This is a genomic window from Pantoea conspicua (assembly GCF_002095315.1).
Classification (GTDB): domain Bacteria; phylum Pseudomonadota; class Gammaproteobacteria; order Enterobacterales; family Enterobacteriaceae; genus Pantoea; species Pantoea conspicua.
Genome location: NZ_MLFN01000018.1, coordinates 23,744 through 48,739, shown reverse-complemented (window position 1 = coordinate 48,739; position 24,996 = coordinate 23,744). Strand labels below are relative to the sequence as shown.

The 24,996-nt window shown below is 57.2% G+C and carries 20 protein-coding genes and 1 pseudogene; 8 read left to right on the top strand and 13 right to left on the bottom strand.

The genetic code is table 11. The features are described 5' to 3' along the window. Positions 1-354 precede the first annotated feature (354 nt). The 3 genes from HA41_RS08835 to proB form a co-directional block, all read right to left on the bottom strand. On the bottom strand, positions 355-1,086 hold the full coding sequence (locus tag HA41_RS08835) for a S24 family peptidase (RefSeq protein ID WP_094120465.1): 732 nt from the start codon (positions 1,084-1,086) through the stop codon (positions 355-357). A 360-nt stretch (positions 1,087-1,446) separates the two neighbouring features. Continuing rightward, positions 1,447-2,700 (bottom strand): glutamate-5-semialdehyde dehydrogenase, encoded by a 1,254-nt coding sequence (proA, locus tag HA41_RS08830; RefSeq protein ID WP_094120464.1) that lies wholly within the window; start codon positions 2,698-2,700, stop codon positions 1,447-1,449. A 10-nt stretch (positions 2,701-2,710) separates the two neighbouring features. Beyond that, positions 2,711-3,814, bottom strand: coding sequence for a glutamate 5-kinase (proB, locus tag HA41_RS08825; protein ID WP_094120463.1), 1,104 nt, complete (start codon positions 3,812-3,814; stop codon positions 2,711-2,713). 237 nt (positions 3,815-4,051) lie between these two features. On the opposite strand from proB, the gene ompC reads away from it, so the two are divergent. After that, positions 4,052-5,164, top strand: a complete 1,113-nt coding sequence (ompC, locus tag HA41_RS08820) for a porin OmpC (protein WP_094120462.1) — start codon at positions 4,052-4,054, stop codon at positions 5,162-5,164. Between the two features lie 139 nt (positions 5,165-5,303). On the opposite strand, the gene crl is transcribed toward ompC, so the two are convergent. From crl to gpt, 3 genes and pseudogenes are all read right to left on the bottom strand, one after another. After that, a complete protein-coding gene (gene crl, locus HA41_RS08815; RefSeq protein WP_094120461.1) occupies positions 5,304-5,705 on the bottom strand; it encodes a sigma factor-binding protein Crl in 402 nt (133 codons plus the stop codon). Positions 5,706-5,871: 166 nt separating this feature from the next. Further along, positions 5,872-7,119, bottom strand: a complete 1,248-nt coding sequence (frsA, locus tag HA41_RS08810; protein ID WP_094120460.1) for an esterase FrsA — start codon at positions 7,117-7,119, stop codon at positions 5,872-5,874. A 116-nt stretch (positions 7,120-7,235) separates the two neighbouring features. Next, a pseudogene (gene gpt / locus HA41_RS08805) lies at positions 7,236-7,693 on the bottom strand (xanthine phosphoribosyltransferase). 253 nt (positions 7,694-7,946) lie between these two features. Between gpt and pepD the strand changes: the two are divergent. The 4 genes from pepD to HA41_RS08785 all read left to right on the top strand — a co-directional run bounded on the left by pepD (position 7,947) and on the right by HA41_RS08785 (position 13,266). Beyond that, the gene (gene pepD / locus HA41_RS08800) at positions 7,947-9,404 is read left to right on the top strand and encodes a beta-Ala-His dipeptidase (RefSeq protein WP_094120459.1); all 1,458 of its coding nucleotides are present in this window, start codon (positions 7,947-7,949) and stop codon (positions 9,402-9,404) included. Between the two features lie 259 nt (positions 9,405-9,663). Then, positions 9,664-11,175 carry a sugar ABC transporter ATP-binding protein gene (locus HA41_RS08795; RefSeq protein WP_094120458.1) on the top strand — a complete coding sequence of 504 codons (1,512 nt, stop codon included), beginning with the start codon at positions 9,664-9,666 and terminating at the stop codon, positions 11,173-11,175. Beyond that, positions 11,172-12,173 carry an ABC transporter permease gene (locus HA41_RS08790; RefSeq protein WP_094120457.1) on the top strand — a complete coding sequence of 334 codons (1,002 nt, stop codon included), beginning with the start codon at positions 11,172-11,174 and terminating at the stop codon, positions 12,171-12,173. Before HA41_RS08795 ends, HA41_RS08790 begins: the two co-directional genes overlap by 4 nt. A gap of 25 nt (positions 12,174-12,198) precedes the next feature. Next, a complete protein-coding gene (locus HA41_RS08785; RefSeq protein ID WP_094120456.1) occupies positions 12,199-13,266 on the top strand; it encodes a sugar ABC transporter substrate-binding protein in 1,068 nt (355 codons plus the stop codon). Positions 13,267-13,320: 54 nt separating this feature from the next. On the opposite strand, the gene dinB is transcribed toward HA41_RS08785, so the two are convergent. Further along, entirely contained in the window at positions 13,321-14,376 is a 1,056-nt protein-coding gene (gene dinB / locus HA41_RS08780; protein ID WP_094120455.1) for a DNA polymerase IV, read from the bottom strand. A 245-nt stretch (positions 14,377-14,621) separates the two neighbouring features. Between dinB and dpaA the strand changes: the two genes are divergently transcribed. Further along, positions 14,622-15,362 (top strand): peptidoglycan meso-diaminopimelic acid protein amidase, encoded by a 741-nt coding sequence (gene dpaA, locus HA41_RS08775; RefSeq protein WP_031374982.1) that lies wholly within the window; start codon positions 14,622-14,624, stop codon positions 15,360-15,362. Here dpaA and HA41_RS08770 read toward each other — a convergent pair. Both HA41_RS08770 and lpcA read right to left on the bottom strand, forming a co-directional pair. Next, positions 15,333-16,100 (bottom strand): class II glutamine amidotransferase, encoded by a 768-nt coding sequence (locus tag HA41_RS08770; RefSeq protein ID WP_031374981.1) that lies wholly within the window; start codon positions 16,098-16,100, stop codon positions 15,333-15,335. The two genes, dpaA and HA41_RS08770, sit on opposite strands and share 30 nt — an antisense overlap. Before the next feature lie 50 nt (positions 16,101-16,150). Then, complete coding sequence (gene lpcA / locus HA41_RS08765; protein WP_094120454.1) at positions 16,151-16,729, bottom strand: D-sedoheptulose 7-phosphate isomerase; 579 nt, start codon at positions 16,727-16,729, stop codon at positions 16,151-16,153. Positions 16,730-16,983: 254 nt separating this feature from the next. On the opposite strand from lpcA, the gene fadE reads away from it, so the two are divergent. Beyond that, a complete protein-coding gene (gene fadE / locus HA41_RS08760) occupies positions 16,984-19,437 on the top strand; it encodes an acyl-CoA dehydrogenase FadE (protein WP_094120453.1) in 2,454 nt (817 codons plus the stop codon). A 793-nt stretch (positions 19,438-20,230) separates the two neighbouring features. Here fadE and mtnK read toward each other — a convergent pair. Continuing rightward, positions 20,231-21,430: an S-methyl-5-thioribose kinase gene (mtnK, locus tag HA41_RS08755; RefSeq protein WP_094120481.1), complete on the bottom strand. Its 1,200-nt coding sequence runs from the start codon at positions 21,428-21,430 to the stop codon at positions 20,231-20,233. A gap of 122 nt (positions 21,431-21,552) precedes the next feature. Here mtnK and mtnA point away from each other — a divergent pair, with 122 nt between their 5' ends. After that, on the top strand, positions 21,553-22,575 hold the full coding sequence (mtnA, locus tag HA41_RS08750; protein WP_094120452.1) for an S-methyl-5-thioribose-1-phosphate isomerase: 1,023 nt from the start codon (positions 21,553-21,555) through the stop codon (positions 22,573-22,575). Between the two features lie 53 nt (positions 22,576-22,628). Here mtnA and HA41_RS08745 read toward each other — a convergent pair whose 3' ends face one another. The 3 genes from HA41_RS08745 to HA41_RS08735 are packed head-to-tail and all read right to left on the bottom strand — an operon-like array spanning position 22,629 to position 24,467. Continuing rightward, entirely contained in the window at positions 22,629-23,171 is a 543-nt protein-coding gene (locus HA41_RS08745; RefSeq protein ID WP_094120451.1) for a 1,2-dihydroxy-3-keto-5-methylthiopentene dioxygenase, read from the bottom strand. A 1-nt stretch (position 23,172) separates the two neighbouring features. Then, the gene (gene mtnC, locus HA41_RS08740; protein ID WP_094120450.1) at positions 23,173-23,856 is read right to left on the bottom strand and encodes an acireductone synthase; all 684 of its coding nucleotides are present in this window, start codon (positions 23,854-23,856) and stop codon (positions 23,173-23,175) included. Continuing rightward, positions 23,853-24,467, bottom strand: coding sequence for a methylthioribulose 1-phosphate dehydratase (locus tag HA41_RS08735; protein ID WP_094120449.1), 615 nt, complete (start codon positions 24,465-24,467; stop codon positions 23,853-23,855). The genes mtnC and HA41_RS08735 overlap by 4 nt, the downstream gene beginning before the upstream one ends. Positions 24,468-24,996: the final 529 nt, after the last annotated feature.

Below are 24,996 nucleotides of genomic sequence, written 5' to 3'. Positions count from 1 at the left end.
CGAATGTCGCGATTCACGCTCGCACACTCACCGCCCGGCTGCGTGAGCAGCCAGGTGGAAAGTAGGCGAAGGGGAATAAACGGCATCTGACGACGCTGCATTTTGCGCATCCACCCCATCCCAAAGTTCACTGACTTTTGGGTGGTTTGATTCGCGCTTGTGCAGCGCCTCAATTGTTTAAGAGCGGCTCATCCCTGAAAGAACTGCTTCGTTCATCCATGTTCAAATTATTAACAGGTTCTTATGCATTATCAAACACTGTTGGTTAATTTTTTATTTACCACTGGTTAAATTTTTGAATTTATGTCGATTATTTTTTTGCAGGCAATCTGATCCGGACCGCTGATAACGGGCTTAGCCGAGGATCTGATAGTGTCGTGCCTGGCTCATGATGACTTTGGCGAGTACCTTGAGGCTGGCTACGTCATCGTGGTTGAGATACCAGGTTTCGTAGCGCTTGTTGTCTGATATGACAGCAATTTTCTTATGCTGCAGTTGCAGGCGTTTCAGGTAGAGTTGCTCGTCCAGTGTGAAAATGTAGATGCCGTCACCGTCAAACATCCGCACGCTGATATCGACAAACAGCTGGTCACGCGGAGCGAAGGTGTCCGCCATTGAATCGCTGTTGATCGCAATTAATCGGATATTTTCTGCCGGGCGGCCGTTGAACAGCACCCGCGCCTCATCCTGACCATATTCGATCGCCTGGATGGTTTCGACAAACTCATCGCGCGCAGGCACGCCCGCCGCGCTTTTCTGGCCGATATCGAGGCTATCAACGCGAAATACGTTTTTATGGCTGGTCAGCGTGCTTAACGTCACCGGCTCAGCCGGACGATCCATACCGTACTGCAGCCACTCGACGCGCACGCCAAGCAGCTGACTGAGCGCCAGTAAATTGCCACCATCAGGCACTGACTGGGCGTTAAACCACTTCCACACCCCCGGCGTTGAAATCTTACAGCCTTGCTGCTGCAGGGCTTTAGCAACCTGTTTGTTTCGTCCATGTCCGACAATGCCAGCACTCTCACAGGCCGCGATCAGCCTGGCGGTGAAAGCTTGTCTTGTACTTTCTTTTTTAACCATTAGTTAATAATCAGCCATAGAGGAGGTACTGGATGTTATTTTCATTATTGCTACCAGTTCATTTTATATTACCGTCCGTTTACTACCTAACCGCTTTATCAAGCATTTCTAATTATCATTATCCTCTGCCGTTTGCACCTGAACAAAAAATATTGCCTCAGGCCGCGCATAGCCCCGGCTTTCAGGAATCTTCCGTAAGGAATTGCGTGAAATTCAGTCAGCTTTATTCGCTGAAGCGCTCCGACAGTAACGGAAAATTATCTTACAGGCGAGAAACTCTATCTATGACTGGACCGAAAGCGGCCGGTAAAAAAAACGGGAGTCTGTGAAAGACTCCCGTTTTGTTAAAAAAATAGGGGGTTATGGACGCAGCGTGTCGTCGCCCCAGGCAATCCATTTGTAGGTGGTCAGCGCCTCTAATCCCATCGGGCCGCGTGCGTGCAGCTTCTGGGTACTGACGGCGACTTCCGCTCCCAGACCAAACTGTCCGCCATCGGTAAAACGGGTACTGGCGTTAACGTAGACGGCTGACGAGTCGACCTGGCGAACAAAGCGGGTGGCATTGCGGGTGCTGCGGGTCAGAATGGCATCGGAATGCTGGGTGCCGTGGGTCCGGATGTGGTCGATCGCTTCATCCATATTGGCCACCTGCTTCACATTAAGATCGAGCGACAGCCACTCATCATTATACTGTGATGGGTTAACCGGCATCACCTGGGCCGGGCCCGATTGCAACTGCGCCAGCAGGTTGCTGTCAGCGTGCAGCACAATATTCTCCTGTGCCATCCGGGCGCAGAAGGCGGGCAGGAACCGGTCGGCAATCGCCTGATCCACCAGCAAGGTCTCCAGCGAATTACAGGCGCTGGGACGCTGTTTCTTGGCATTAACGATCACCTCAAGCGCCGGTTCAATCTCCATCGTTTCGTCGATGTAGATATGACAGACGCCGATACCGCCGGTGATCACCGGAATGGTGGAGTTTTCGCGGCACAGTTTATGTAGCGCGGCACCGCCACGTGGAATCAGCATATCGACGTAGCGATCCAGCTTCAGCAACTGATTCACCAGTTCACGATCGGGATTTTCAATTGCCTGGATAATCGCCGCCGGCAGACCGTGCTGCTGCAGGGCGTTCTGGATAACGCGCACCGTGGCGGCGTTGGTGCGCCACGTCTCTTTCCCGCCGCGCAAAATCGCCGCGTTGCCGGTTTTCAGGCACAGGCTGGCGACATCTACCGTTACATTGGGGCGCGCTTCATAAATCACCGCCACCACGCCGAGCGGCACACGGCGGCGTTCGATACGCAGCCCGCTGTCGAGCAGACCACCATCAATTAGCTGCCCGACCGGATCGGCCAGCTGACAAACCTGGCGCACGTCACTGGCGATGCCGCTCAGCCGCTGCGGGTTCAGCGTCAGCCGATCTAACAGGGCCGCGCTCATGCCATTCTGGCGCGCATCGGCTAAATCCAGTTCATTGGCGGCCAGGATATCGGCGCTTTCGGCTTCCAGACGATCGGCAATGGTCATCAGGACCCGGTTTTTCTCTGCGGTCGACAGATCGGCCACGCGATAGGCTGCTGCGCGGGCTGCCTTTCCCATCTCTTCAAGCATTGTCTGCTCCTTAACTGACGATCATGTCGTCGCGGTGAACCGCCACCGGACCATATTCATAGCCGAGAATTTCACTGATCTGCTGGCTGTGGTGTCCGGCAATCATTCGCATCGCGTCGCTGTTGTAGCGCGACACGCCGTGAGCGATATCCCGCCCCTGCAGGCTGCGGATACGGATCACTTCACCGCGGGAGAAATTACCCTGGATGGCGCGGATCCCTTTCGGCAGCAGCGAGCTGCCCCGTTCGATAATCGCCGCCAGCGCGCCGTCATCCACCGTCAGTTCACCGGCCGGCGGCGCCCCGAAAATCCAGCGTTTGCGGTTTTCCAGTGGCGACTGCTGAGCGTGAAACAGGGTGCCGACCGGCTTGCCGTCGATCACATCGCTGATCACACCGCTGCGGCTACCTGAAGCGATGATCACATCGATACCGGCACGACAGGCGACATCGGCTGCCTGCAGCTTGGTCGACATCCCACCGGTGCCCAGCCCGGAGACGCTGCCGCCCGCTAATGAGCGTAACGCATCGTCAATCACATGCACGTCACTGATCAGCTCAGCGTCGGGATTACTGCGCGGATCGGCGGTAAACAGGCCCTGCTGATCGGTCAGCAGCAGCAGTTTGTCCGCGCCGCCAAGCATCGCCGCCAGCGCCGACAGATTGTCATTGTCACCGACTTTAATCTCGGCGGTTGCCACCGCATCGTTTTCGTTGATCACCGGCACAATGTGGTTATCGAGCAGTGCGCGCAGCGTGTCGCGGGCATTCAGGAAACGCTCGCGATCTTCCATGTCGGCGCGGGTCAGTAGCATCTGACCGATGTGAATGCCATAGATGGAGAACAATTGCTCCCACAGCTGGATCAGACGGCTCTGCCCCACCGCAGCCAGCAGCTGCTTTGAGGCGATGGTCGGCGGCAGTTCGGGGTAACCCAGATGTTCGCGTCCGGCCGCCATCGCGCCGGAGGTGACGATCACAATACGGTGGCCTGCAGCATGCTGCTGAGCACACTGACGCACCAGCTCCACCATGTGCGCCCGATTCAACCGGCGTGACCCGCCGGTGAGAACGCTGGTACCCAATTTGACCACTAAGGTCTGACTGCCACTCATATTTCCTGCCGTAGTAAAAATTTTTACGAAAGGACGTTTTAACAGGAGTGGATAAGGAAGCCAACAGCCAGCGGGGGAAAAGCACGATTTTACGCGGACAAGGGTGTAGACCAAAAGTTCACGGTTAACAAGAAATCACGGAAAGTGTCATAAAAAGTTCATCACCAGCCGGTAAAAAGTCGGTGTTTTACAAAAACTTTCACAACTTTTTGACGTACACATTGGGATTGATAGCAAATGAAGAAAAGCACACTGGCAATGATCATCTCCGCTCTGGCGCTGGCGTCTACCGCACAGGCTGCCGAAGTCTATAACAAAGATGGCAACAAACTGGATCTTTACGGCAAAGTGAAAGCTGAACATTACTTCAGCGATAATGCCGGCTCAGATGGCGACAAATCCTACGTGCGTATCGGCTTCAAAGGCCAGACGCAGATCAACGACCTGATGACCGGTTACGGTCAGTGGGAATATCAGTACAACGTCAACAACTCCGAAGGCAGCGATGCCAACAACGGTAACAAAACCCGCCTCGGCTTTGCCGGTCTGAAATTCTCGCAGTATGGATCTGTCGACTACGGCCGTAACTATGGCGTGCTGTATGACGTTGAAGCCTGGACCGATGTGTTCCCGGAGTTTGGCGGTGACGGTACGGCACGTTCCGATAACTTTATGACCCAGCGTGCGACAGGCGTGGCGACTTACCGTAACAATAACTTCTTCGGCCTGGTGGATGGTCTGAAATTTGCGCTGCAGTATCAGGGCAAAAATGACGCCAGCAGCGCCAACAGCCGTACCGACATCAACCGCCAGAACGGCGATGGCTATGGTGCGTCACTCGGTTATACCCTGGGCGATACCGGCGTGAGTCTGATGAGTGCCATTACCTCCTCTGACCGCACCAACCAGCAGCAGGCGCGTGCTTACGGCGGCGGTGACCGGGCAGATTCCTGGGGCGCAGGCGTGAAGTATGATGCCAACAGCGTTTACCTGGCGGCGATTTATACTGACACCCGTAACATGACGCCAATCAGCGGCACCAACCGCAACACCGGTGCTGCCGTGGCCGGTGCCGCTAACAAAGCACAGAACATCGAACTGGTGGCGCAATATCAGTTTGATTTCGGCCTGCGTCCGTCTATCGGCTACGTCCAGACCAAAGGCAAAGACATCGAGAACGGCATCGGCGATGCGGATCTGGTGAAATATATCGATGTGGGTGCCACCTACTACTTCAACAAAAACATGTCCGCCTTTGTGGATTACAAAATCAACCAGCTGGATGACGATAACGCCCTGTCAATCAACAACGATGACGTGGTTGCCGTGGGTATGACCTACCAGTTCTGATCTCTGTCGTACCCGCGCCGTCCCTGTTGATTGCTGTGGCGGACGCGGGTACGCAGTGCGTTACCCTTAATCTGAATGTGTCTGCATAAAAAAAGGCGAGTTTTTCAACTCGCCCTTTTTCTGTTATTTAACCCGCCGATCAGGCACTGAGCTTCACCGGTTTCTCATCGAAATCGCTGGCCGGAATCAGACCAAGCTCAAATTCCTGCAGCATCGCTTTCAGACGGGTATGGAAATTCCGTAAGGTCTCTTCCACGCGCGCCGTGTTCTCTTTGCCTTTTACGGTTGCCACCGACCAGTCGCCCTCTTTATCGAACAGACCGATATGGTAGACGTAGGTAAAGTGATCGGCCTGCGCTTCCAGCTCCATCCACCAGCCCCAGAACTCACGCAGCTCCGGTGCCGGTTTCACATTGACGCAGGCAGCCAGGCAGTCGAAAAAGAAACGGGTTTCACCACATTTCCCATCGCGAATATACGGCCCCAGCTCAGTGAAGCGCTTAAGCAGGCGACTGCGGGGATGACCACTCGGTAACGTCATGCTAATTCTCCATAGGTTTTGACCGATATCGATCCTCAATCATCCGGACTGTCGCCGTCTGCTCCACGCCATGTCGTCGGCATCACAGCCTGAGGTGAGTGAAGTGCGGCACCGCAGTCGGAATAATTCAGGTAATAGTTGTAGCAAATACTGTAAATTTTGCCAGTTACCTTTTTAAACGCTTCTCCAGCCAGTCGCAAATTTCATTTAGCGCCCGGTCAAAACTGGCCATCATCGGTTTCACCGGGATCAGTAACGCCTTGCCCTCTGCCGAGGAGTTGGCAATCAGCTTGCTCTCCTCTTCCGGGCTGAACAGGTCGTTCTGCCAGTAGCCCGACAGCATCGGCGTCGGCGTGCGACGGCCCAGCAGTCCCTGGGTTTTCAGCGAATAGCGGTTGAGTTCGGTACGCAGGGAACGGTCAGACGAGGAAGCCATTCCCAGCCGGCTCGCCAGCATATCCATGTACATATCCGGAATCTCATCCTGCAGTGCCGTCTGGGTCAGCAACGCATGCACAATCGGGCCGAGACAGGCCACCGCTCGCAGCCGCTGCGACTCCAGGTAAGCCAGCCGCACCGCCACGTTGGCGCCAAAGCGATAGCCAAAGGCCGCCACGCGGGTGTGATCAATCCACGGTACGGTTTCCAGCTGACGCAGCACCTGCTGGTGCAAGAAGCTGGTGTCCTGATTCAGGGTCCACTTCACCGAGTTGCCGACGGAGGGCACATCAATGGTCAGCATCGCGATACCGCGCGGCGCGAGGTAATCGTGGAACAGCCGATAGTGGTCACTCTGAAGGGAATCGAGCGCACCGCAGAACAGCACGGTGGGATAAGGCGCCTCGACGTCCGCGGGCATATGCAGGAAACCGCTGACCGGACTGCCGCCGCTGATGGCGAAAGTGAGTGGTTTCAGCTCACCCGGCAGCCGCTGCGTCGCCTCTTCATAAGCGCGATTCGCCAGCGTTTGCGCCTGGTCGGCCAGCTCATCGCCTTTGATATAGGGATAGGCGGCCACGCTGTAGAGATGGGCTGCATGCAGCCAGTACTCACCCGCTTCGTTGTCGTCACTGCACTCCAGCGCTTTCTGCTGCCAGATGCCCGCCTGGCGACACCATTCAAAATTCCAGTTGCCGCCACGGAAACCGATCACTGTATCCAGCAACGTCTCGTCGGTATGCTCTACGTTGCTGATGGCGATGCGCGCCAGCACTTCGCTGATCTCCTGCGGCGTGAGACCGCGCCAGGTCCACATCAGCTTATTCAGCATGCGATACCAGCCGCGCTGGCTGTCGCCATCAAGGGCGGAGTGCAGATCGGGCGTCGCGTGGTGCTGGCGACGAACCAAAGAAGAGGTTTCAGGATGTTTAAAGCGGGGTTTGAACAACTCCTCGCTGAGATTTTTGCTCGACATACTCACTTCTCCTGCAGCAGAAACGGCGATGGCTAAGTCTACTGTACGCCAGTTCTGGGTGCGAGGTGCAGAAAGCACAACGCCCGGAAAACCGGGCGTTGTTTGAGGCGCATCAATCAGTTTTTAACGATTGGCGGAATGTAAACCACGCCCATGTCCCACGGCTGCTCGATCCAGGTGTTCTGCGGGATGTCGACGATGTAATCGTCCACCAGCTGGCGTCCGGCCGGCTTCGCAAAATGGTGCAGAAGCGGGCTTTCGGGTACATCTCGCGGATCGCCTGCGCAGTGCCGCCGGTATCGACGAGGTCATCGATCACGATGAAGCCTTCGCCATCGCCTTCGGCGCGCTTCAGCACTTTCATTTCTCGCTGATGATCGTGGTCATAGCTGGAGATGCAGACGGTATCGACGTAGCGAATCCCCAGTTCACGCGCCAGCAGCGAAGCCGGTACCAGACCGCCGCGGCTGACTGCAATAATGTCTTTCCATTGTTCAACAGGAAGCAGGCGCTGAGCCAGTTTACGGGCATGAATCTGTAGCATGTCCCAGGTAACGACGTATTTTTCGCTCATAGAATAGGAATCCCAGCCAACCGGAGTGGCTTAAAAATGTGCAACGGGGAAAAGGTTGCGCGAGATTATAAGGAGTTGACGCGCTAAAAACCAGCACCCGCGCGTCGGTTGCGGTTTTTTAGCGCGTCTGAATGCGCACCCGACGAAAAACAGTGATATTCTCAGGCCATCTCGCCAGATTCTCTGGCGGCGATCTTTCACTGGAAACTCGCGATGTCCGGCTGGTCCGGCGCACTGACACAGGAGACTTGTCGTGTCTGAATTGTCTCAACTCTCTCCACAGCCACTGTGGGATATTTTCGCTAAGATTTGCTCCATTCCTCACCCCTCTTTTCATGAAGAAGCGCTGGCGAGTTACATCGTCGGCTGGGCCAAAGAGCAAGGCTTCTGGTGTGAGCGCGATCAGGTCGGCAATATCCTGATTCGTAAACCCGCCACCGCCGGGATGGAAAACCGCAAGCCGGTCGCGCTGCAGGCGCACCTGGATATGGTGCCGCAGAAGAATAACGATACCGTACACGACTTCACCAAAGATCCGATTCAGCCGTGGATTGATGGCGAGTGGGTGAAAGCGCGCGGCACCACACTGGGTGCTGACAACGGCATCGGTATGGCCTCGGCGCTGGCCGTGCTGGCTGACAATAGCCTGACCCACGGTCCGCTGGAAGTGCTGCTGACCATGACCGAAGAAACCGGCATGGACGGGGCTTTTGGTCTGCAACCGAACTGGCTGCAGGCTGACATCCTGATCAACACCGATTCGGAAGAAGAAGGTGAGATCTACATGGGATGCGCGGGCGGTATCGACTTCGTCACCACCCTGCCACTGACCCGTGAAGCGGTGCCTGCTGCGTTCGAGACCCTGAAGCTGACGCTGAAAGGGCTGCGTGGCGGTCACTCCGGTGCCGACATTCATATGGGCCTCGGCAACGCCAACAAACTGCTGGCGCGTTTCCTGGCGGCACACGCTGCTGAACTGGACCTGCGTCTGCTGGCCTTCAGCGGCGGTACGCTGCGTAACGCCATTCCGCGTGAGGCCTTTGCGACCGTTGCCGTCGAGAGCCACAAGGCCGATGCGCTGAAATCTGCTGCGGCGCATTTCCTGACCGCCATCCAGAACGAGCACGGCATTAAAGAGCCGAACATCGCGCTGGTCACCGAACCGCTGGCCCATCAGGGTGAGGCATTAACCCCTGACAGCCGCGATCGCTTCCTGAATCTGCTGAACAGCACGCCGAACGGCGTGATCCGCAACTCGGATGTGGCAAAAGGCGTGGTCGAAACCTCGCTGAATATCGGCGTAGTGACGATGGACGCGGATAAAGCCGAAATCAACTGCCTGATCCGTTCGCTGATCGACACCGGACGCGATTATGTGGTGCAGATGCTGACCTCGCTGGGCCAGCTGGCAGGCGCGCAGACCAAAGCGAAAGGCGGCTACCCAGGCTGGCAGCCAGACGCGGATTCGCCGATCATGGCGCTGACCCGTCAGACCTATATCGCGCTGTTCGACAAAACGCCAAACATTCAGGTGATTCACGCCGGTCTGGAGTGCGGTCTGTTCAAAAAACCTTATCCGCAGATGGATATGGTGTCGATCGGTCCGACCATCACCGGTCCACACTCACCGGATGAGCAGGTGCATATTGAAAGCGTTGGCCTTTACTGGAAATTGCTGACCACCTTGCTGAATGTGGTGCCAGAAAAGTAATTCTGTCACAAAAAAGTAAACCAGGCCCCGGCCTGGTTTTTTTATACCTGCCGTACCCCAACAGCATAATTCACCACCGTAAACGCCCTTCTCCACCTGAAACCGCCACGCTTTTGCGCTTCGCTGGTTTTAGCCGCCGTTATGTCCAGATGTCTGGATGGCTAATACCGTTTCGTGCTAGCTTATGCGCTTTCGGTCGTTGCCGCACCTGAAGCTTCAGGAAAAAATGCGGCCAGTGATTCTTCAGGAGAATGGTGACATGGCTGCGTTAAAACGCCTTGAGATGCGTAACATCTCTATCGCTTTTGGCGGGTTCGCCGCGCTCACCTCGGTCGATTTTGTCAGCGAAGGCCACTCTGTTCACGCGCTGACCGGCGCGAATGGCGCAGGAAAATCGACCCTGATGGCGATACTGTCCGGTGCGCACAGCCACTACAGCGGCGAGATCCTGCTGGATGGTGAGCCGGTCTCCATCCGCACGCCGCGTGATGCTAAACAGCTCGGTATCCATCTGGTTCAGCAGGAAGTAGACGTGGCACTGGTGCCGCAGCTCAGCGTGGCGGAAAACATTCTGCTGGATCGGCTGGCGGAGCCGGGCCACCGCTATCACTGGGGCGAGATCCGTCGCCAGGCGCGCGCTCTGCTGGCACAGCTGGAGGTGACGCTGGACGTTAACCGGCTGGTCGAGCGCTGCACCCTGGCTGAAAAGCAACAGATTCTGCTGGCGCGTGCGCTGTCGCATCATTGCCGCTTTCTGATTCTGGATGAGCCGACCGCCCCGCTGGATCAGCATGAGAGCGAACGCTTGTTCACCGTGGTGCGTCGCCTGCAGGCCAGCGGCATCGGCGTGATTTTTATCTCGCACCGTATTCACGAACTGAAAGCGATTTGCGATCGCCTGACGGTGCTGCGCGACGGCCGGCTGATTGAGAGCGGCCCGATGGCGGCGCTGAGTGGCGAGCAGATCGTGGAAAAAATGCTTGGGCATCAGCTCACCGATATCTATCCCGCCCGGCGTGAACCGCAATCGCAATCGCAGCCGCTGCTGCTGGCGGTTGACGGGCTGCATGATGAACATCTGCTGCAGGATATCTCGCTGCGGCTGCACAAAGGGGAGATTCTCGGCATCGCCGGACTGGCCGGTGCCGGCAAAACCGAACTGTGTAAAGCGCTGTTTGGTGCCAGTAAAAGCCGCATCACTAAAGGCGAGCTGCACGGCCAGCCATGGCGACCGAAATCCCCGCACGATTCGGTCAGTCGGCGCATGGCGCTGGTGCCGGAAGAGCGTCGTAAAGAGGGCATTTTTATTGATGAGTCAGTAGCGATGAACCTCAGCGTCAGCGCGGACGACAGTTTTTCACGCTGGAGCCTGTTCGGGCATCGCCAGGCGTGGCGCTGGGCTGAACAGGTCATTCAGCGACTTCAGGTGCGCACCACCGGTCCGGCCCAGCCACTGCGTCGCCTCTCCGGCGGTAATCAGCAGAAAGTGGCAATTGGGAAATGGCTGCGCAACAACGCCGATGTCCTGATTTTCGATGAGCCGACCAAAGGCGTCGATATCAAAGCCAAAACCGAACTCTTCACCCTGATCGACAGCCTGGCGCGTGAAGGCAAAGGCATTATCTACGCGTCAGGTGAATTTTCTGAACTGGTCGGCTTATGCGACCGGATTTGCGTGCTGTGGGATGGACGCATCGTGGCCGAACTGGCCGCGCGCGACGTCACCGAAGAGACGCTTTTGCTTTATTCCACCGGAGGAACCCCTGCGTGAGCAGCAAAGAAACCAGCCTGAATCTGCCGTCCACGTCGTGGCGTCATCAACTGTTCGATTTCCTCTATAAATGGGGCATGTTGCTGACGGTGGTGATCCTGATCGCTGCCTTTGGCCTGGCCTCAGACAGTTTTCTCGAACCCAACAACATCATCAATATTTTGCGATCGATTGCGATTGTCACGGTGATCGCGGTTGGCGTATCGATTTCACTCACCGTCGGCGGCTTCGATTTGTCGGTCGGCTCGACCGCTTCGCTGGCCAACGCGCTGGTGATTTCGTTGTTTGTCTGGTACGGCATGGACACCACCCAGGCGATCCTGATCACCCTGGCGCTCTGCACCCTGGTCGGGTTGTTTAACGCCTTCCTGATTGTGATCCTGCGGATACCCGACATGCTGGCGACGCTGGCAACGCTGTTTGTGATTCAGGGCGTGGCGATGACCTACAGCTTTGGCGGCTCCATCACCGAAAACATGGTGCTGCCGAGCGGCGATATGGCGGAAGGCACCATTCCGGCAGCGTTTGGCCTGCTGGGTCAGGTGCCGACCATTGTCATTATTATGCTGGTGGTCACGGTGGTGGCGCAGCTGGCGCTGTCGCTGACCAAACATGGCCGCCGGATGTATGCGCTGGGCGGCAATCCTGAAGCGGCGCGGCTCTCCGGTATCCGCACCACCCGCTATCGCGTGCTGGCCTATGTGATCGCCTCGCTGCTGGCGGGGCTGGGTGGCATTCTGCTCGCCTCGCGTATCGGTTCTTCGCAGGTTAACGCTGGCGGCGGCTATCTGATGGACGCGGTGGCAGCGGCGTGGATTGGTTTCTCGCTGGCGGGATCGGGTAAACCGAATGCGCTCGGCACGCTGGTCGGCGCGGTGATCCTCGGGGTGTTACAGAACGGCCTGGTGATGCTCTCTGTCCCCTATTACGCCATGGACATTATTAAAGGACTGGTGCTGGCTCTTGCACTGGCCATGACCTATATCCAGCGCCGCTAAGGCGCATTACCCGGAGTTGATAATAATGCAAAAAATAACGCTCTCGCTGCTGGCCCTGAGCCTGCTGAACGCCAGCGCCGCTTTCGCGGATACCGTCACCCCGGTACCGGCTGCCATCGCCAGCCACGACGGCCCGATCCGCATCGCGGTGATCCGTAACCTCGGTTCTGACGATAACACCACCCAGTTTGTCGCCGGTGCGATTCAGCAGGGCCGACAGCTGGGCTTTAAGGTCAGCACCTTTCTGAGCAACGGTGATGATGCCCGTTTCCAGGATTTCGTGAACCAGGCGATCAGCCAGAAGTATGACGGTATCGTGCTGTCGCACGGCAAAGCGCCCTACGCCAGCGGCCTGGTGAAACGCATCGCCGACGCAGGCATTAAAGTGTCGGTGTTTGATACCCCGGTTGATAGCCCGATTGAGGGTGTGACCGTCACCGCGCAGGATGATGCCTCCCTGGCGCAGCTGTCGCTGGGCCAGTTAATCAAGGATTTCAACGGCAAAGCCAATATCGTCAAACTGTGGGTCGCTGGTTTCCCGCCAATGGAACGCCGTCAGGTGGTGTACGAGAAACTGCTGAAGGAGAATCCAGGCATTCATCAGCTGGAGTCGATTGGCGCCGTCTCCACCGATGTACAGGGCGATACCGCCAACAAGATTGGCGCCATTCTGGCCAAATACCCGAAAGGCAAAATCGATGCGATCTGGGGCGCGTGGGATGCTTTCAGCCAGGGTGCCTATAAAGCGCTGCAGGAGAATGGCCGTACCGAGATCAAGCTCTACAGCATCGATGTGTCGAACCAGGATCTGCAGCTGATGCGTGAGAAGAACAGTCCGTGGGTCCAGACCGTGGCGGTAGACCCGAAAACCATTGGCGCGGTGAACATGCGTCTGGTGGCGAAAAAGATTGCCGGTGAAGCGACGCCAGCCACATATCAGTTTAAGGCTGCGTCGATCTCTCAGCAGCAGCTCAGCAGCCAGCCCGGTGCGGTGAACGTTGCCTCGCTGAATAAAATCGTGCCCGGCTGGGGCGGTAATGAAGATTTCGTCGCGCCGTGGTTTGCCACGCTGGCGGCGAAAAACCACAAGTAACGGCTGGAGGCCAGCCTGGCGCACATGCCGGGCTGACCGCCATCAGACGCCGCGCTATAACCCCAGCAGCAGCTGCCGTTCCAGCTGCGGATCGAGCATCGTGACGTGCAAGCCCACCAGCCTGACGCCCCGTCCGGCCCGACGTTCATCCCAGGTTTTTCTGGCAATCGCAATCATGTCCTCTTTATTCAGCACCGGCCAGATATGCTCCTGCGTGGTCTGCTGAAAATCGCTGAACTTGAGTTTCACCCCCTGCCGCGCGACCTGCTTATCGGGACGAATCTGGCCCAGCCGGCGATCCAGTTCGGCATAGAGAAAATCGATGATCTCCAGGCAGGCGTCCCAGTCGTTAATGTCTTCTGCCAGCGTTCGCTCCACCCCAAGTGATTTGCGTTCGCGCTCAACCACCACGCCACGCTCGTCGATACCGTTGCTGCGTTCCCACAGCACCCGGCCAAACTTACCAAAGCGCTTCAGCAACTGGGCTAAATCCGCCTTCTGCACATCACCACAGGTGACCAGCCCCATCTCTTCCAGCTTTTTTGCCGACACCTTGCCCACGCCAGGGATCTTCGCCAGCGGCAGCGTCAGTAAAAAACCGGACATCTCCGCCGGCGTGATTACAAACTGCCCGTCCGGCTTATTCAGATCGGAGGCGATTTTCGCCAGAAACTTAATCGGGGCGATACCGGCCGAGGCGGTAAGCCGGGTTTCACGCAGGATGGTGGCGCGAATCTCCTGGGCGATCAGGGTGGCGGAGCCGTGACAGTGCGGACTGTCTGTCACATCCAGATAGGCTTCATCCAGCGACAGCGGTTCAATCAGCGGTGTGTAGCGGGAGAAGATCTCACGGATCTGCGCCGAGGCTTCTTTATAGGCATCAAAGCGTCCGGGCAGCAGCCGCAGATGGGGGCATAACTTCAGCGCCATCCCGGTCGGCATGGCGCTGCGCACGCCATATTTGCGCGCCGGATAGTTAGCGGTACTGATGACACCGCGACGTTCGCGACTGCCACCGATGGCAATCGGGATGTCACGCAACAGGGGATTATCGCGCATCTCCACCGCCGCATAGAAGCAGTCCATATCGACATGAATGATTTTACGCATACCCCCTCCAGCACTGGATAAGTATACAGTTGGCGAAGGTAACTGCAATATTTGTCGCGACCGGCATTAAAGTTTACAAATTTCTGGCCGTATTCTGTTCAGGAAATTGCGAATTTCTGGCGTGCTGTCTTGCTAAAAAAACAGACAGTGTTTAATGTTGCGCTGCGGTAGCGGATAGTTCCGATAATGCAAGCAGAGACGCACGATTCGCGTCATTGTTCTCTTCACCTCAAGGTACACACAGCATGGGCAAAATCGCACTCCTGTTTGCGATGATTTTACTGCCAGCCCTCAGCATGGCAATGACCCCCGAACCCGCCCAGCAAGCGGCACCGGTCAGTAAAGAATTAAAGAAACAGTTACTCGGCACGCCGGTCTATATCCAGATTTTCAAGGAAGAGCGTACCCTCGAACTGTACGGCAAAATTGGTAACGAATACCGCCTGCTGGATACCTACCGCATCTGTAATTTTTCTGGCGGCCTCGGCCCGAAACGTCGTGAAGGCGATTTCAAAAGCCCGGAAGGATTTTATAACGTCAGGCTGAACCAGCTGAAACCGGATAGCCGGTTTTATCGCGCGATCAATATCGGCTTTCCGAATCAGTACGATCGCAATCAGGGCTACAGCGGTAACTACCTGATGATTCATGGCGACTGCAAGTCGATTGGCTGCTATGCCATGACCAACGCCTATATGGATGAGATCTTTACTTATGTGAATGCGGCGCTGCGTAATGGCCAGCAGGATATCAGCATCAGTATCTATCCATTCCGCATGACAGACAGCAATATGCAGCGTCACCGTTACTCCACCTACGCCAGTTTCTGGCAGCAGTTGCAGCCGGGTTACGCTTATTTTGCGAAGTATCACCAGCCACCGACGGTGAATGTCGCCAGCGGTAAGTATGTGATGAACAGCAGCCCGGTCGTGACCAATCCCGAAGCTGCTTCTCGCTCATTCCTGGCGCTCTCCAAGGCAGAATAACGCCCATTCACCTGGCACAATCCGCTGCCAGGTTTCATTGGCCGTCAGCGGCTGCGTCGCAATCACCGTCACCACGTCATGTGGCGTGGTGTGCTGCTGGAAATCAACTTCGACATCCTGATCGAGCAGCTGCGCGCGGCCAAACGGCGCACGCCGGGTGATCCAGAACAGGTTGGTGGAGCAGAAGGCCATCAGATAACGCCCGTCCGACAGCAGCATGTTAAACACTCCTTTCTGCCGCAGGCTGCCCGCCAGCTCGCCGATAAAGCGAAACACCGCGGGCCAGTTGCCCGGCGTGCGCGGATAACGCGTCGCCAGCTGATGCAGAATCCAGCAGAACGCCTTTTCGCTGTCGGTCTCGCCGACCGGGCGAAAGGTGCCGGTCTCAAGCTGACGGTAGCCTTTTAACTGTCCGTTATGGGCATAGGTCCAGTTACGGCCCCACAGTTCGCGGGTAAACGGATGGGTATTCTCCAGCGAGACCTGACCACGATTCGCCTGGCGGATGTGCGCCACCACTGAATGCGATTTGATCGGATACTCCTGCACCAGCCGCGCGATGGGTGAGTTGAAGCTCGGCAGTGGATCTTTAAAGGTACGACAGCCTTTATCTTCGTAAAAGGTAATGCCCCAGCCATCTTTATGTGGGCCGGTTCCGCCGCCACGCTGCACCAGGCCGGTAAAGCTGAAACAGATATCCGTGGGGACATTGGCGCTCATCCCGAGCAATTCGCACATAGCCACCGCCTTAGAGTCAGACGCCTCCCGCCAGGCGAGAGGCTAACGTGTTACTTCACCATCTCTTTTTCGATCAGCAGCATCAGGATATGGATCACTTTAATGTGGATCTCCTGAATACGATCGGCATAGCCAAAGTGCGGCACCCGGATTTCAATATCGGCACTGTCCGCCATCTTACCGCCATCTTTGCCGGTCAGGGTGATCACTTTCATCCCCTGCGCCCGCGCCGCCTCAATCGCCTTGATAATGTTGGCAGAGTTACCCGAGGTGGAGAGCCCCAGCAGCACGTCGCCCGGACGGCCTACCGCTTCAATGTAGCGTGAGAAAACATAATCGTAGCCGAAGTCGTTACTGACGCAGGAGAGATGGCTGACGTCTGAAATGGCAATCGCCGGATAGCCAGGACGATTTTCACGGTAGCGGCCGGTCAGCTCTTCGGCGAAATGCATCGCGTCGCAGTGCGATCCACCGTTGCCACAGGAGAGCACCTTGCCGCCCGCCTTAAAGCTGTCTGCCAGCAGCACCGCAGCACGCTGGATCGCATGGATATTAGCGTCATCGCTAAGGAATTTATTTAGCGTATCGGCGGCTTCATTAAGCTCAGAGCGGATGATGTCCTGGTACATAGGGATGTCCTTTTTTAGGAGAGGTTAATCGCAGCAAGTTTAACGGAATGGCCGGGCAGCGCAAAGCATCACGCCATCCTCACCCCTCTGCCACTGGTATTATCTCTGCACAGCAGGAAGCGAAACGGGTCGAAAAATTGATTTTGTGAGTCAGGTTGTAATTGCGATGTAAACGAATTGATAAAAACAGCCAACTATTCTAAACCTCTACTCATAACAGGTCAGACCTCTTACTTCTTATGGAGTGGTTCATTATGATGGTTGTTTCGATACTTGCCACGGTGGTGCTGATTGGCGCCCTGTTCTATCACCGCCTGTCGATGCGGCTGAGCAGCCTGATTCTGCTGCTGTGGACCGCGGCGATGGCGGCCGCACATCTCTGGACGCCGTGGCTGCTGCTGCCGCTGGCGATTATTCTGCTGCCGTTTAACCTGCCCTCGCTGCGCCGCAACCTGTTCTCAAAACCGATGCTGCAGCGTTTTCAGCAGGTGATGCCGCCGATGTCACGCACCGAGAAAGAGGCGATCGATGCCGGCACCACCTGGTGGGAAGGCGATCTGTTTCAGGGCAAGCCAGACTGGCAGAAGCTGCATAACTATCCGCAGCCACATCTGACGCCAGATGAGCAGGCCTTCCTGGATGGCCCGGTTGAAGAAGCGTGCCGGCTGGCGAATGATTTCCAGATTACCCATGAATTGGCCGATCTGCCGCCGGAACTGTGGGCTTATCTGAAACAGCATCGCTTCTTCGCGATGATTATCAAAAAAGAGTATGGCGGGCTGGAGTTTTCCGCCTACGCTCAGGCGCGCGTGTTGCAGAAACTGGCGGGCGTATCGGGCATTCTGGCGATTACCGTCGGCGTACCGAACTCACTCGGTCCGGGCGAACTGTTGCAGCACTACGGTACAGAAAAACAGAAAAACCACTATTTACCGCGGCTGGCGCGGGGTGAAGAGATACCCTGCTTCGCCCTGACCAGCCCGGAAGCGGGCTCAGATGCCGGTGCGATTCCCGATACCGGCGTGGTCTGCATGGGTGAATGGCAGGGTCAGCAGGTACTGGGTATGCGGCTGACCTGGAACAAACGCTATATTACACTGGCACCGATCGCCACCGTGCTGGGTCTGGCATTTAAACTCTCCGATCCCGATCATCTGCTCAGTGACAACACCAATCCGGGCATTACCTGCGCGCTGATCCCGACTAACACCCCCGGCGTCGAGATCGGCCATCGCCACTTCCCGCTCAACGTGCCGTTCCAGAACGGCCCGACGCGCGGCAAGGATATTTTCGTGCCGATCGATTACATCATCGGCGGACCGGAGATGGCCGGTCAGGGCTGGCGTATGCTGGTTGAATGTCTGTCAGTGGGCCGCGGCATTACCCTGCCGTCTAACTCGACCGGCAGCCTGAAAAGTGCGGCGCTGGCGATCGGTGCCTATGCCCATATCCGCCGTCAGTTCAGACTGTCGATCGGTAAAATGGAAGGGATCGAAGAGCCGCTGGCACGTATCGCCGGTAACGCCTACGTGATGGATGCAGCGGCGACGCTGATCACCGCCGGCATTATGCAGGGCGAAAAACCGGCGGTGCTGTCGGCGATTGTGAAATATCACTGCACCCATCGTGGTCAGCGGGCGATCATCGACGCGATGGATATTGCCGGGGGAAAAGGCATTATGCTCGGCAACAGCAACTTCCTGGCGCGCACCTATCAGGGTGCACCGATCGCCATTACCGTTGAAGGGGCCAACATCTTAACCCGCAGCATGATCATCTTCGGTCAGGGGGCTATTCGTTGCCATCCTTATGTGCTGCAGGAGATGGCGGCCGCGGCGAGTAACGACGTTAACGCCTTTGATCGGGCGCTGTTCAGCCATATCGGCCACGTCGGCAGTAATCAGGTGCGCAGCCTGTGGCTCGGCTTAACCGGCGGACGCACCAGCGCGACCCCAACCCGCGATGCGACGCGCCGTTATTATCAACAGCTCAACCGCATCAGTGCTAACCTCGCGTTGCTGTCGGATGTTTCAATGGCGGTGCTGGGCGGCAGCCTGAAACGCCGTGAACGCATTTCGGCGCGACTGGGTGATGTGCTGAGTCAGCTCTATCTGGCCTCTGCCACCCTGAAACGCTACGACGACGAAGGCCGCAATGAAGCTGACCTGCCACTGGTGCACTGGGGCGTTCAGGATGCGCTGCATCAGGCGGAAGTGGCGATCGATGACCTGCTGCGCAATTTCCCTAATCGGATGGTGGCGGGTGCGTTACGTCTGGTGATTTTTGCCGGTGGCCACCACTGCCCGGCGCCATCCGATCGTCTGGATCATCAACTGGCAAAAATCCTGCAACTGCCGTCTGCCACTCGCACGCGTCTGGGACGCGGACAGTATCTGGCGCCGGTGGAAAACAATCCGGCCGGTCAGCTGGAACAGGCGTTGCAGGATGTGATGGCTGCAGAGGTGATTCACGACAGGCTGAGCAAACAGAACAAGCAGCATCTCTCCTTTACCCGTCTGGATGAGCTGGCAAAACGGGCGCTGGAGCAGGGCTGGATTGACGATAAAGAAGCAGAGATATTGCGCCGCGCCGAAACCAGCCGCCTGCGTTCTATCAATGTGGATGAGTTTGAAGCGGATGCGCTGGCAGTGCCGGTGCCGGAGAAAAAACCTCAACCCGCTTCGCCACGCGCCAGCGAGGCGGCATAAGGCTCAGGGCCGATGTAATGTCGGCCCGTTAATTCAGCGCAGGCTCAGGGAGCATACGCCCTCCGTAAAGAGGCAAAAATGCTATCCCCGGCACGCTCAGCGCGAGTCAGGGATGGCTTTAACGTTTAATCTGATCGTGTTTCCGGCGCTGGCACCCCCTCATCGCCGACAAAATCTTTGTTTTATCTAAAGGCCGACATCACGTCGTAATGCTCGTCAGTTAAGGTTAAATTTGCAAAGGCTGTCACGGTCAAACGTGGCAGCTTTTTTGTCTGGACAGGCGTGCCGGAGTGCGGGCCAGCGCACCTCTGCTGCTGCCGGGCCGTCCTCGCGCCGCTCACGCTGTACCTTCGGCTTTGACGTCGGGCCGACGAACCGTTCGGGGATCGGCCCTCCCTGGCCGGCCCCGAACTCTCCACGCTTCCCGGCGTGGAGTTCTCGCCCACCGTCACGCCTCAGCGCTGCGGATAGCCCTCTCAGCAGCAGAGGCGCTCAGGCCTCTGCTCTCGTGCCCTTTAAAACTGCACGCACTGAAGTTTCAGAGCAGGCGGGGGCCGATCAGGGGCAGGTAATCCGCAGCGCTGAACAGAATCAGTCAGCCAGGAGAGCCCGCAGGACGCGGGCGAAAGGCGGGGCGGCACAGGATGTGCCATCCCCGGCGGTCCGTCAGGCAGGCGAATGAAGTGAAGGTACCGCGCAGCGGCGCGAGGACCGCCAGCCCCTGAGCGGCACCAGACTGCGTTATCACCTGCCGCTTAACTGACGAGCATTACGACTTCACGTCGGTCTTTTTTTATCCTGCCTGGCGAATGCGGGCAATCAGCGCATCGGCATCTTCAACGTGATCGGCCGCCAGAATCAGCGTGCGTCCCAGGTTAATCGCGTTACGGAGACAGTCAGTGCGCATCGCCGGATCGGCAATCAGCTTCATATCCGCCACGTGTGACATGCCCACCGTGCGGCGAATCAGTTCGGTTCCGCAGTAACCGATAGTATCCGCCCACACTTTGCGCAGAAACGCCTCGACATAGCCGGGATAGGCCAGCGCCACGTCAGTGGTTTTCTCCGTGGCCAGCGCCCGGAAACGGCTGGAGAAGGTCGTCCAGACGCTATGCACATCGCTGAGGCGTTGTTCGCGCCCATCAGCCGCTTCACGTGGTGGCAGCAGGCCCGGCAAGCCACAGTAATTGATTAGCAGGTTGCCGAGCGCGGTGCCGACGTCAAAGCCTATTGGTCCGAAATAGCCAAATTCCGCATCTATCGCCTTCAGACTGCCGTCTGCGACGAAAATCGATCCGCTGTGAATATCGCCATGCAGCAGGGCTTCGGCGTGGGCAAAGAAACGGTGCTTGAGGCCAGCCACCGCAATACGCAGCGCATCGTCGTGCCGCAGGCTGTCAACCAGCGACTCCAGCGCTTCGGGATAGCTGTTGCGAGGATGATCGGTGTAGGGATCATTAAAGAAGAGATCTTCGGTGATTTCGCACATTTCCGGATTAATGAAGCGCGCCACTTCCGCTTTTTTCTGATGCGGGTGCAGCACGAAATCGGAAGTGTGGAATAGGGTCTGTGCCAGATACTCACCCAGCTGCCGTGGCGCGTCAGGATAGTAGACGCCCTTCACTAACTCGCTACGCCAGATACGGTGGCTGGAGAGATCTTCCATCACCATCACCGCCAGATCCGCGTCGTAATGGGTAATCTGTACCGTGTGCTGCGGGCAATATTTGTAATGCTCGACCAGGGTCTGCGCTTCAAGCCGGGCCCGATCCAGCGTCAGAGGCCAGGATTCACCGACACAGCGCACGTAGGGCAGCGCCTGCTTAACCACCACCCGGCTGTTGCCCCGGTTATCATAAATTTTAAACACCAGGTTGAGGTTGCCGTCACCAATCTCTTCGGCACGGCTCAGGGCGGAGGGATCGTCCAGACCGCCAAATTGTCGGGCATAGTCCACCGCATCAGCAGCGGTGAAGGTACGGTATTGCGACATTGCCTGTTCCTCATCATTCAAAGGCGGAATAATCCCGGTGTAAAAGCCGTTCAGACGTCTATACATCCGCCGAGCATGTTGGCACAATACCCGACATTAACGCAACAGGGATTTAACCCACCATGCAGACTCTTCAGACCACCAGCTTACAGGTTCGTGACAATCAGCTCTGGATACTCGATCAGCAGGCGCTGCCGCAACAAAAGAACTGGCTGCCGGCGCACAGCGTCGCGCAGCTGGTTGAGCATATTCACGCGTTGCGGGTACGCGGTGCACCGCTGATTGGCCTTTCCGCCTCGTTGCTGCTGGCGTTGCTGGCAGAACAGGGTCAGACCCAGAGGCAACTGGCAGAGTCGCTGGCGATCCTGCGTGCCGCCCGCCCTACCGCCGTCAATCTGATGAACAATCTTGATCGGATGAAACAGGCGCTGGCGCAGCCGGCGTTCGCGACCGCACTGGCAGAAGAGGCCTGGCGGCTGGTCGAAGAAGATAAACAGCTGTGCGAAGCAATTGCCACCGCAGGCAGCGCGCTGGTGAAACCTGGTAGCCAGTTGCTGACCCACTGCAATACCGGCGGGCTAGCCACAGCGGGCGTCGGCACCGCGCTGGGGGTGATTGTTCGCGCCCATCAGCAGGGCCGGATTAACAACGTCTGGGTCGATGAAACCCGTCCGCTGTTACAGGGTGGCCGGTTAACTGCGTGGGAGCTGGGCGAACTGGCGGTTCCTTATACCCTGATTACCGACAGCATGGCCGCCAGCCTGATGGCCACTAAACAGGTGGACGCGGTGTGGGTCGGCGCAGACCGGATTGCCGCCAACGGCGACGTCGCCAATAAGATCGGCACTTACAGCCTGGCGGTGCTGGCACACTACCATCAGATCCCGTTTTACGTTGCCGCACCGCACACCACGCTGGATCGCGGGTGCCCGAATGGCGAAGCGATCCCGATCGAGCAGCGCGCCGCCAGCGAAGTGACCGGCGTGGCGGGCAGTTTTGGCAGCGTACAGTGGGCGCCTGAAGCGGCGAACGTCTATAACCCGGCGTTTGATGTGACGCCAGCTGCTCTGATCAGCGGCTGGGTGCTGGACACCGGCGTGGTGACACCTGAGCAGGTTCAGGCGGGGATCTTCCAGCCACAGTAAGTCAGCCGGTGACCCTGCTGTGCTCAGCGGGGTCACCGATAGGATCTGACCGATTACGCCAGACGCGGATAGGCATCCGCAATCTTATCGCCGGTGAAGTTCGCCACCCAGCCTTCCTGATTATCAAAAATCCGGATCGCGGTGAAATGCGGCGACGATCCCATATCAAACCAGTGTGGCGTGCCGGCCGGCACTGAGATCAGATCGTTCTTTTCGCACAGGATCTGCAGGATCTCGCCATCCAGATGCAGGCAGAAGAGTCCGGCACCCTCAACAAAGAAACGGACTTCATCTTCGCCGTGAGTATGCTCGGAAAGAAACTTTTCGCGCAGCACGTTTTTCTGCGGATTATCGGCCCGCATGCTGATCACGTCCCAGCTCTGATAGCCCTTCTCCGCCACCAGCCGATCGATGGCGTGCTGATAGGCGTTGATCACCGTTTCGGGATCCGGATTTTCACCCAAATCGCGATCGGCTTCCCAGCGTTCAAAGCGAACGCCTTTGGCATTCAGTCGCTCACGAATCGCTTCTGCATCGGTGCTGTGCCATATCGGCTGGCTGGCTTCGCTGTCGGTAAAAATAGTCAGTGCACTCATTCTAAATCGACTCCGGTTTAATCTCAGAAAAATCAGTGACCTGACGGTGGCGGCTTTCGCCATCCGCCTCACCACGTATCAACTGCAGGGTATGCCAGCCGGCCTGAGCAGCCGCATCCAGTTCCTGATGGATATCTGACAGAAACAGCAGCTGTTCGGCTGGCAGGCCAGTCTGTGCGGCGATCGCGTGATACGCCGCGACGTCACGCTTCGCGCCGACATGGGTATCGAAATAGCCGCTGAATAAGCCAGTAATATCACCTTCGTCGCTGTAGCCAAATAACAATTTCTGCGCCGCCACCGAACCAGAGGAATATACATAGAGTTTAAGGCCTTGCGCCTGCCAGGCGGTCAGTGCAGGCAGCACATCGGGATAGAGATGACCGGTAAAACTGCCGTTGAGATAGCCGTCGCGCCAGATCATCCCCTGTAGCGCTTTCAGACCGGTAGATTTGCGATCCTGATCCATAAAGCTGAAGAGGATCTGCGTCAGGGTAGAGAGATCGGCCTGCGGCTGATCGACCTCATCCCGCACCGCCTGAAGCGCAGCCTGCACCTCTGGCTGCTGCTGCTGGTCGCGCAGGAAGGTCGCCAGATGCTGACGCGCGTACGGAAACAGGATGTTATGGACAAAGCGGATATCGCTGGTGGTGCCTTCAATATCGGTAACAATGGCGCGGATCATGCGTTCTCCAGCAGGCGACGTTGACGTTCACATTCAAATAAAAATTCCAGCCCTTCCAGCTGGCGACGCGCTTCGCTGACATCCCGGCCCCAGCAGGTTAAGCCGTGACCGCGCAGCAGGAAGCCATAGCGCAGTGGAAACCGGGCGGCGTAATCTTCAATTTCCGATGCCAGCGCCGGAATGTCCTGGCTGTTGTCGAACACCGGAATGGCCACCGTATCGAGATGATTATGCTGACCGGTGAGGGTTTTCTGCATCTCATAGCCGTGCAGCAATAGCGCTGCGCCCTGCTCGACCCGTGACAATACCGTCGCATTGACCGTATGGGTGTGCAGCACCGCGCCTGCCTCGGGGAAGAGCCGATAGATCAGGGTATGCAGCCCGGTTTCCGCCGACGGCTTACGCCCTGACAACGCCTGACCGGTGGCAATATCGACCTGGATAAAGTCATCACGCGTCAGCGTGCCTTTATCTTTGCCTGATTCGCTCAGCAGACAGATCTGCGCATCCTGACGCACTGACATATTACCGCCGGTCGCGGGTGCCCAGCCCTTCGCGCCAATCCAGTGACAGGCGGCGACCAGTTGATCTAACGGGTGAATATCCGACATAGAGTTTCCTTGCGGTGGAATGTGATGTCTGGTGACTCAGATAACGGTAACGGCCTCTAAAATACAACAGGTTATGTTTGCTACATTCTTAATGAGTAAGACTCACGCCCCCTGCCAAATGATCCGTGTGTCAGCAAGGCGGCAAGTGCGCGCATCCCCGGGAGCTGACATCAGTCAGTGACCGGGGTAAGTAAACGCAGCCAACGCCGCTGACGCGCGGAGCATGACGGCAGGAGCAAGGCGGCAAGTGCGCGCATCCCCGGGAGCTGACATCAGTCAGTGACCGGGGTAAGCAAACGCAGCCAACGCCGCTGCCATATGAAGCATGACGCATGCAAATGCTAAATGATCCGCATCTCAGCAAGGCGGCAAGTGCGCGCATCCCCGGGAGCTGACATCAGTCAGTGACCGGGGTAAGCAAGCGCAGCCAACACCGCTGAGATGCGGAGCATGACGCATTTAGCCGTCTAAGCGTCTCGATTGCCAAATACTACCATCCTGTTTATAGTGGCACAAACACCGGGTGACT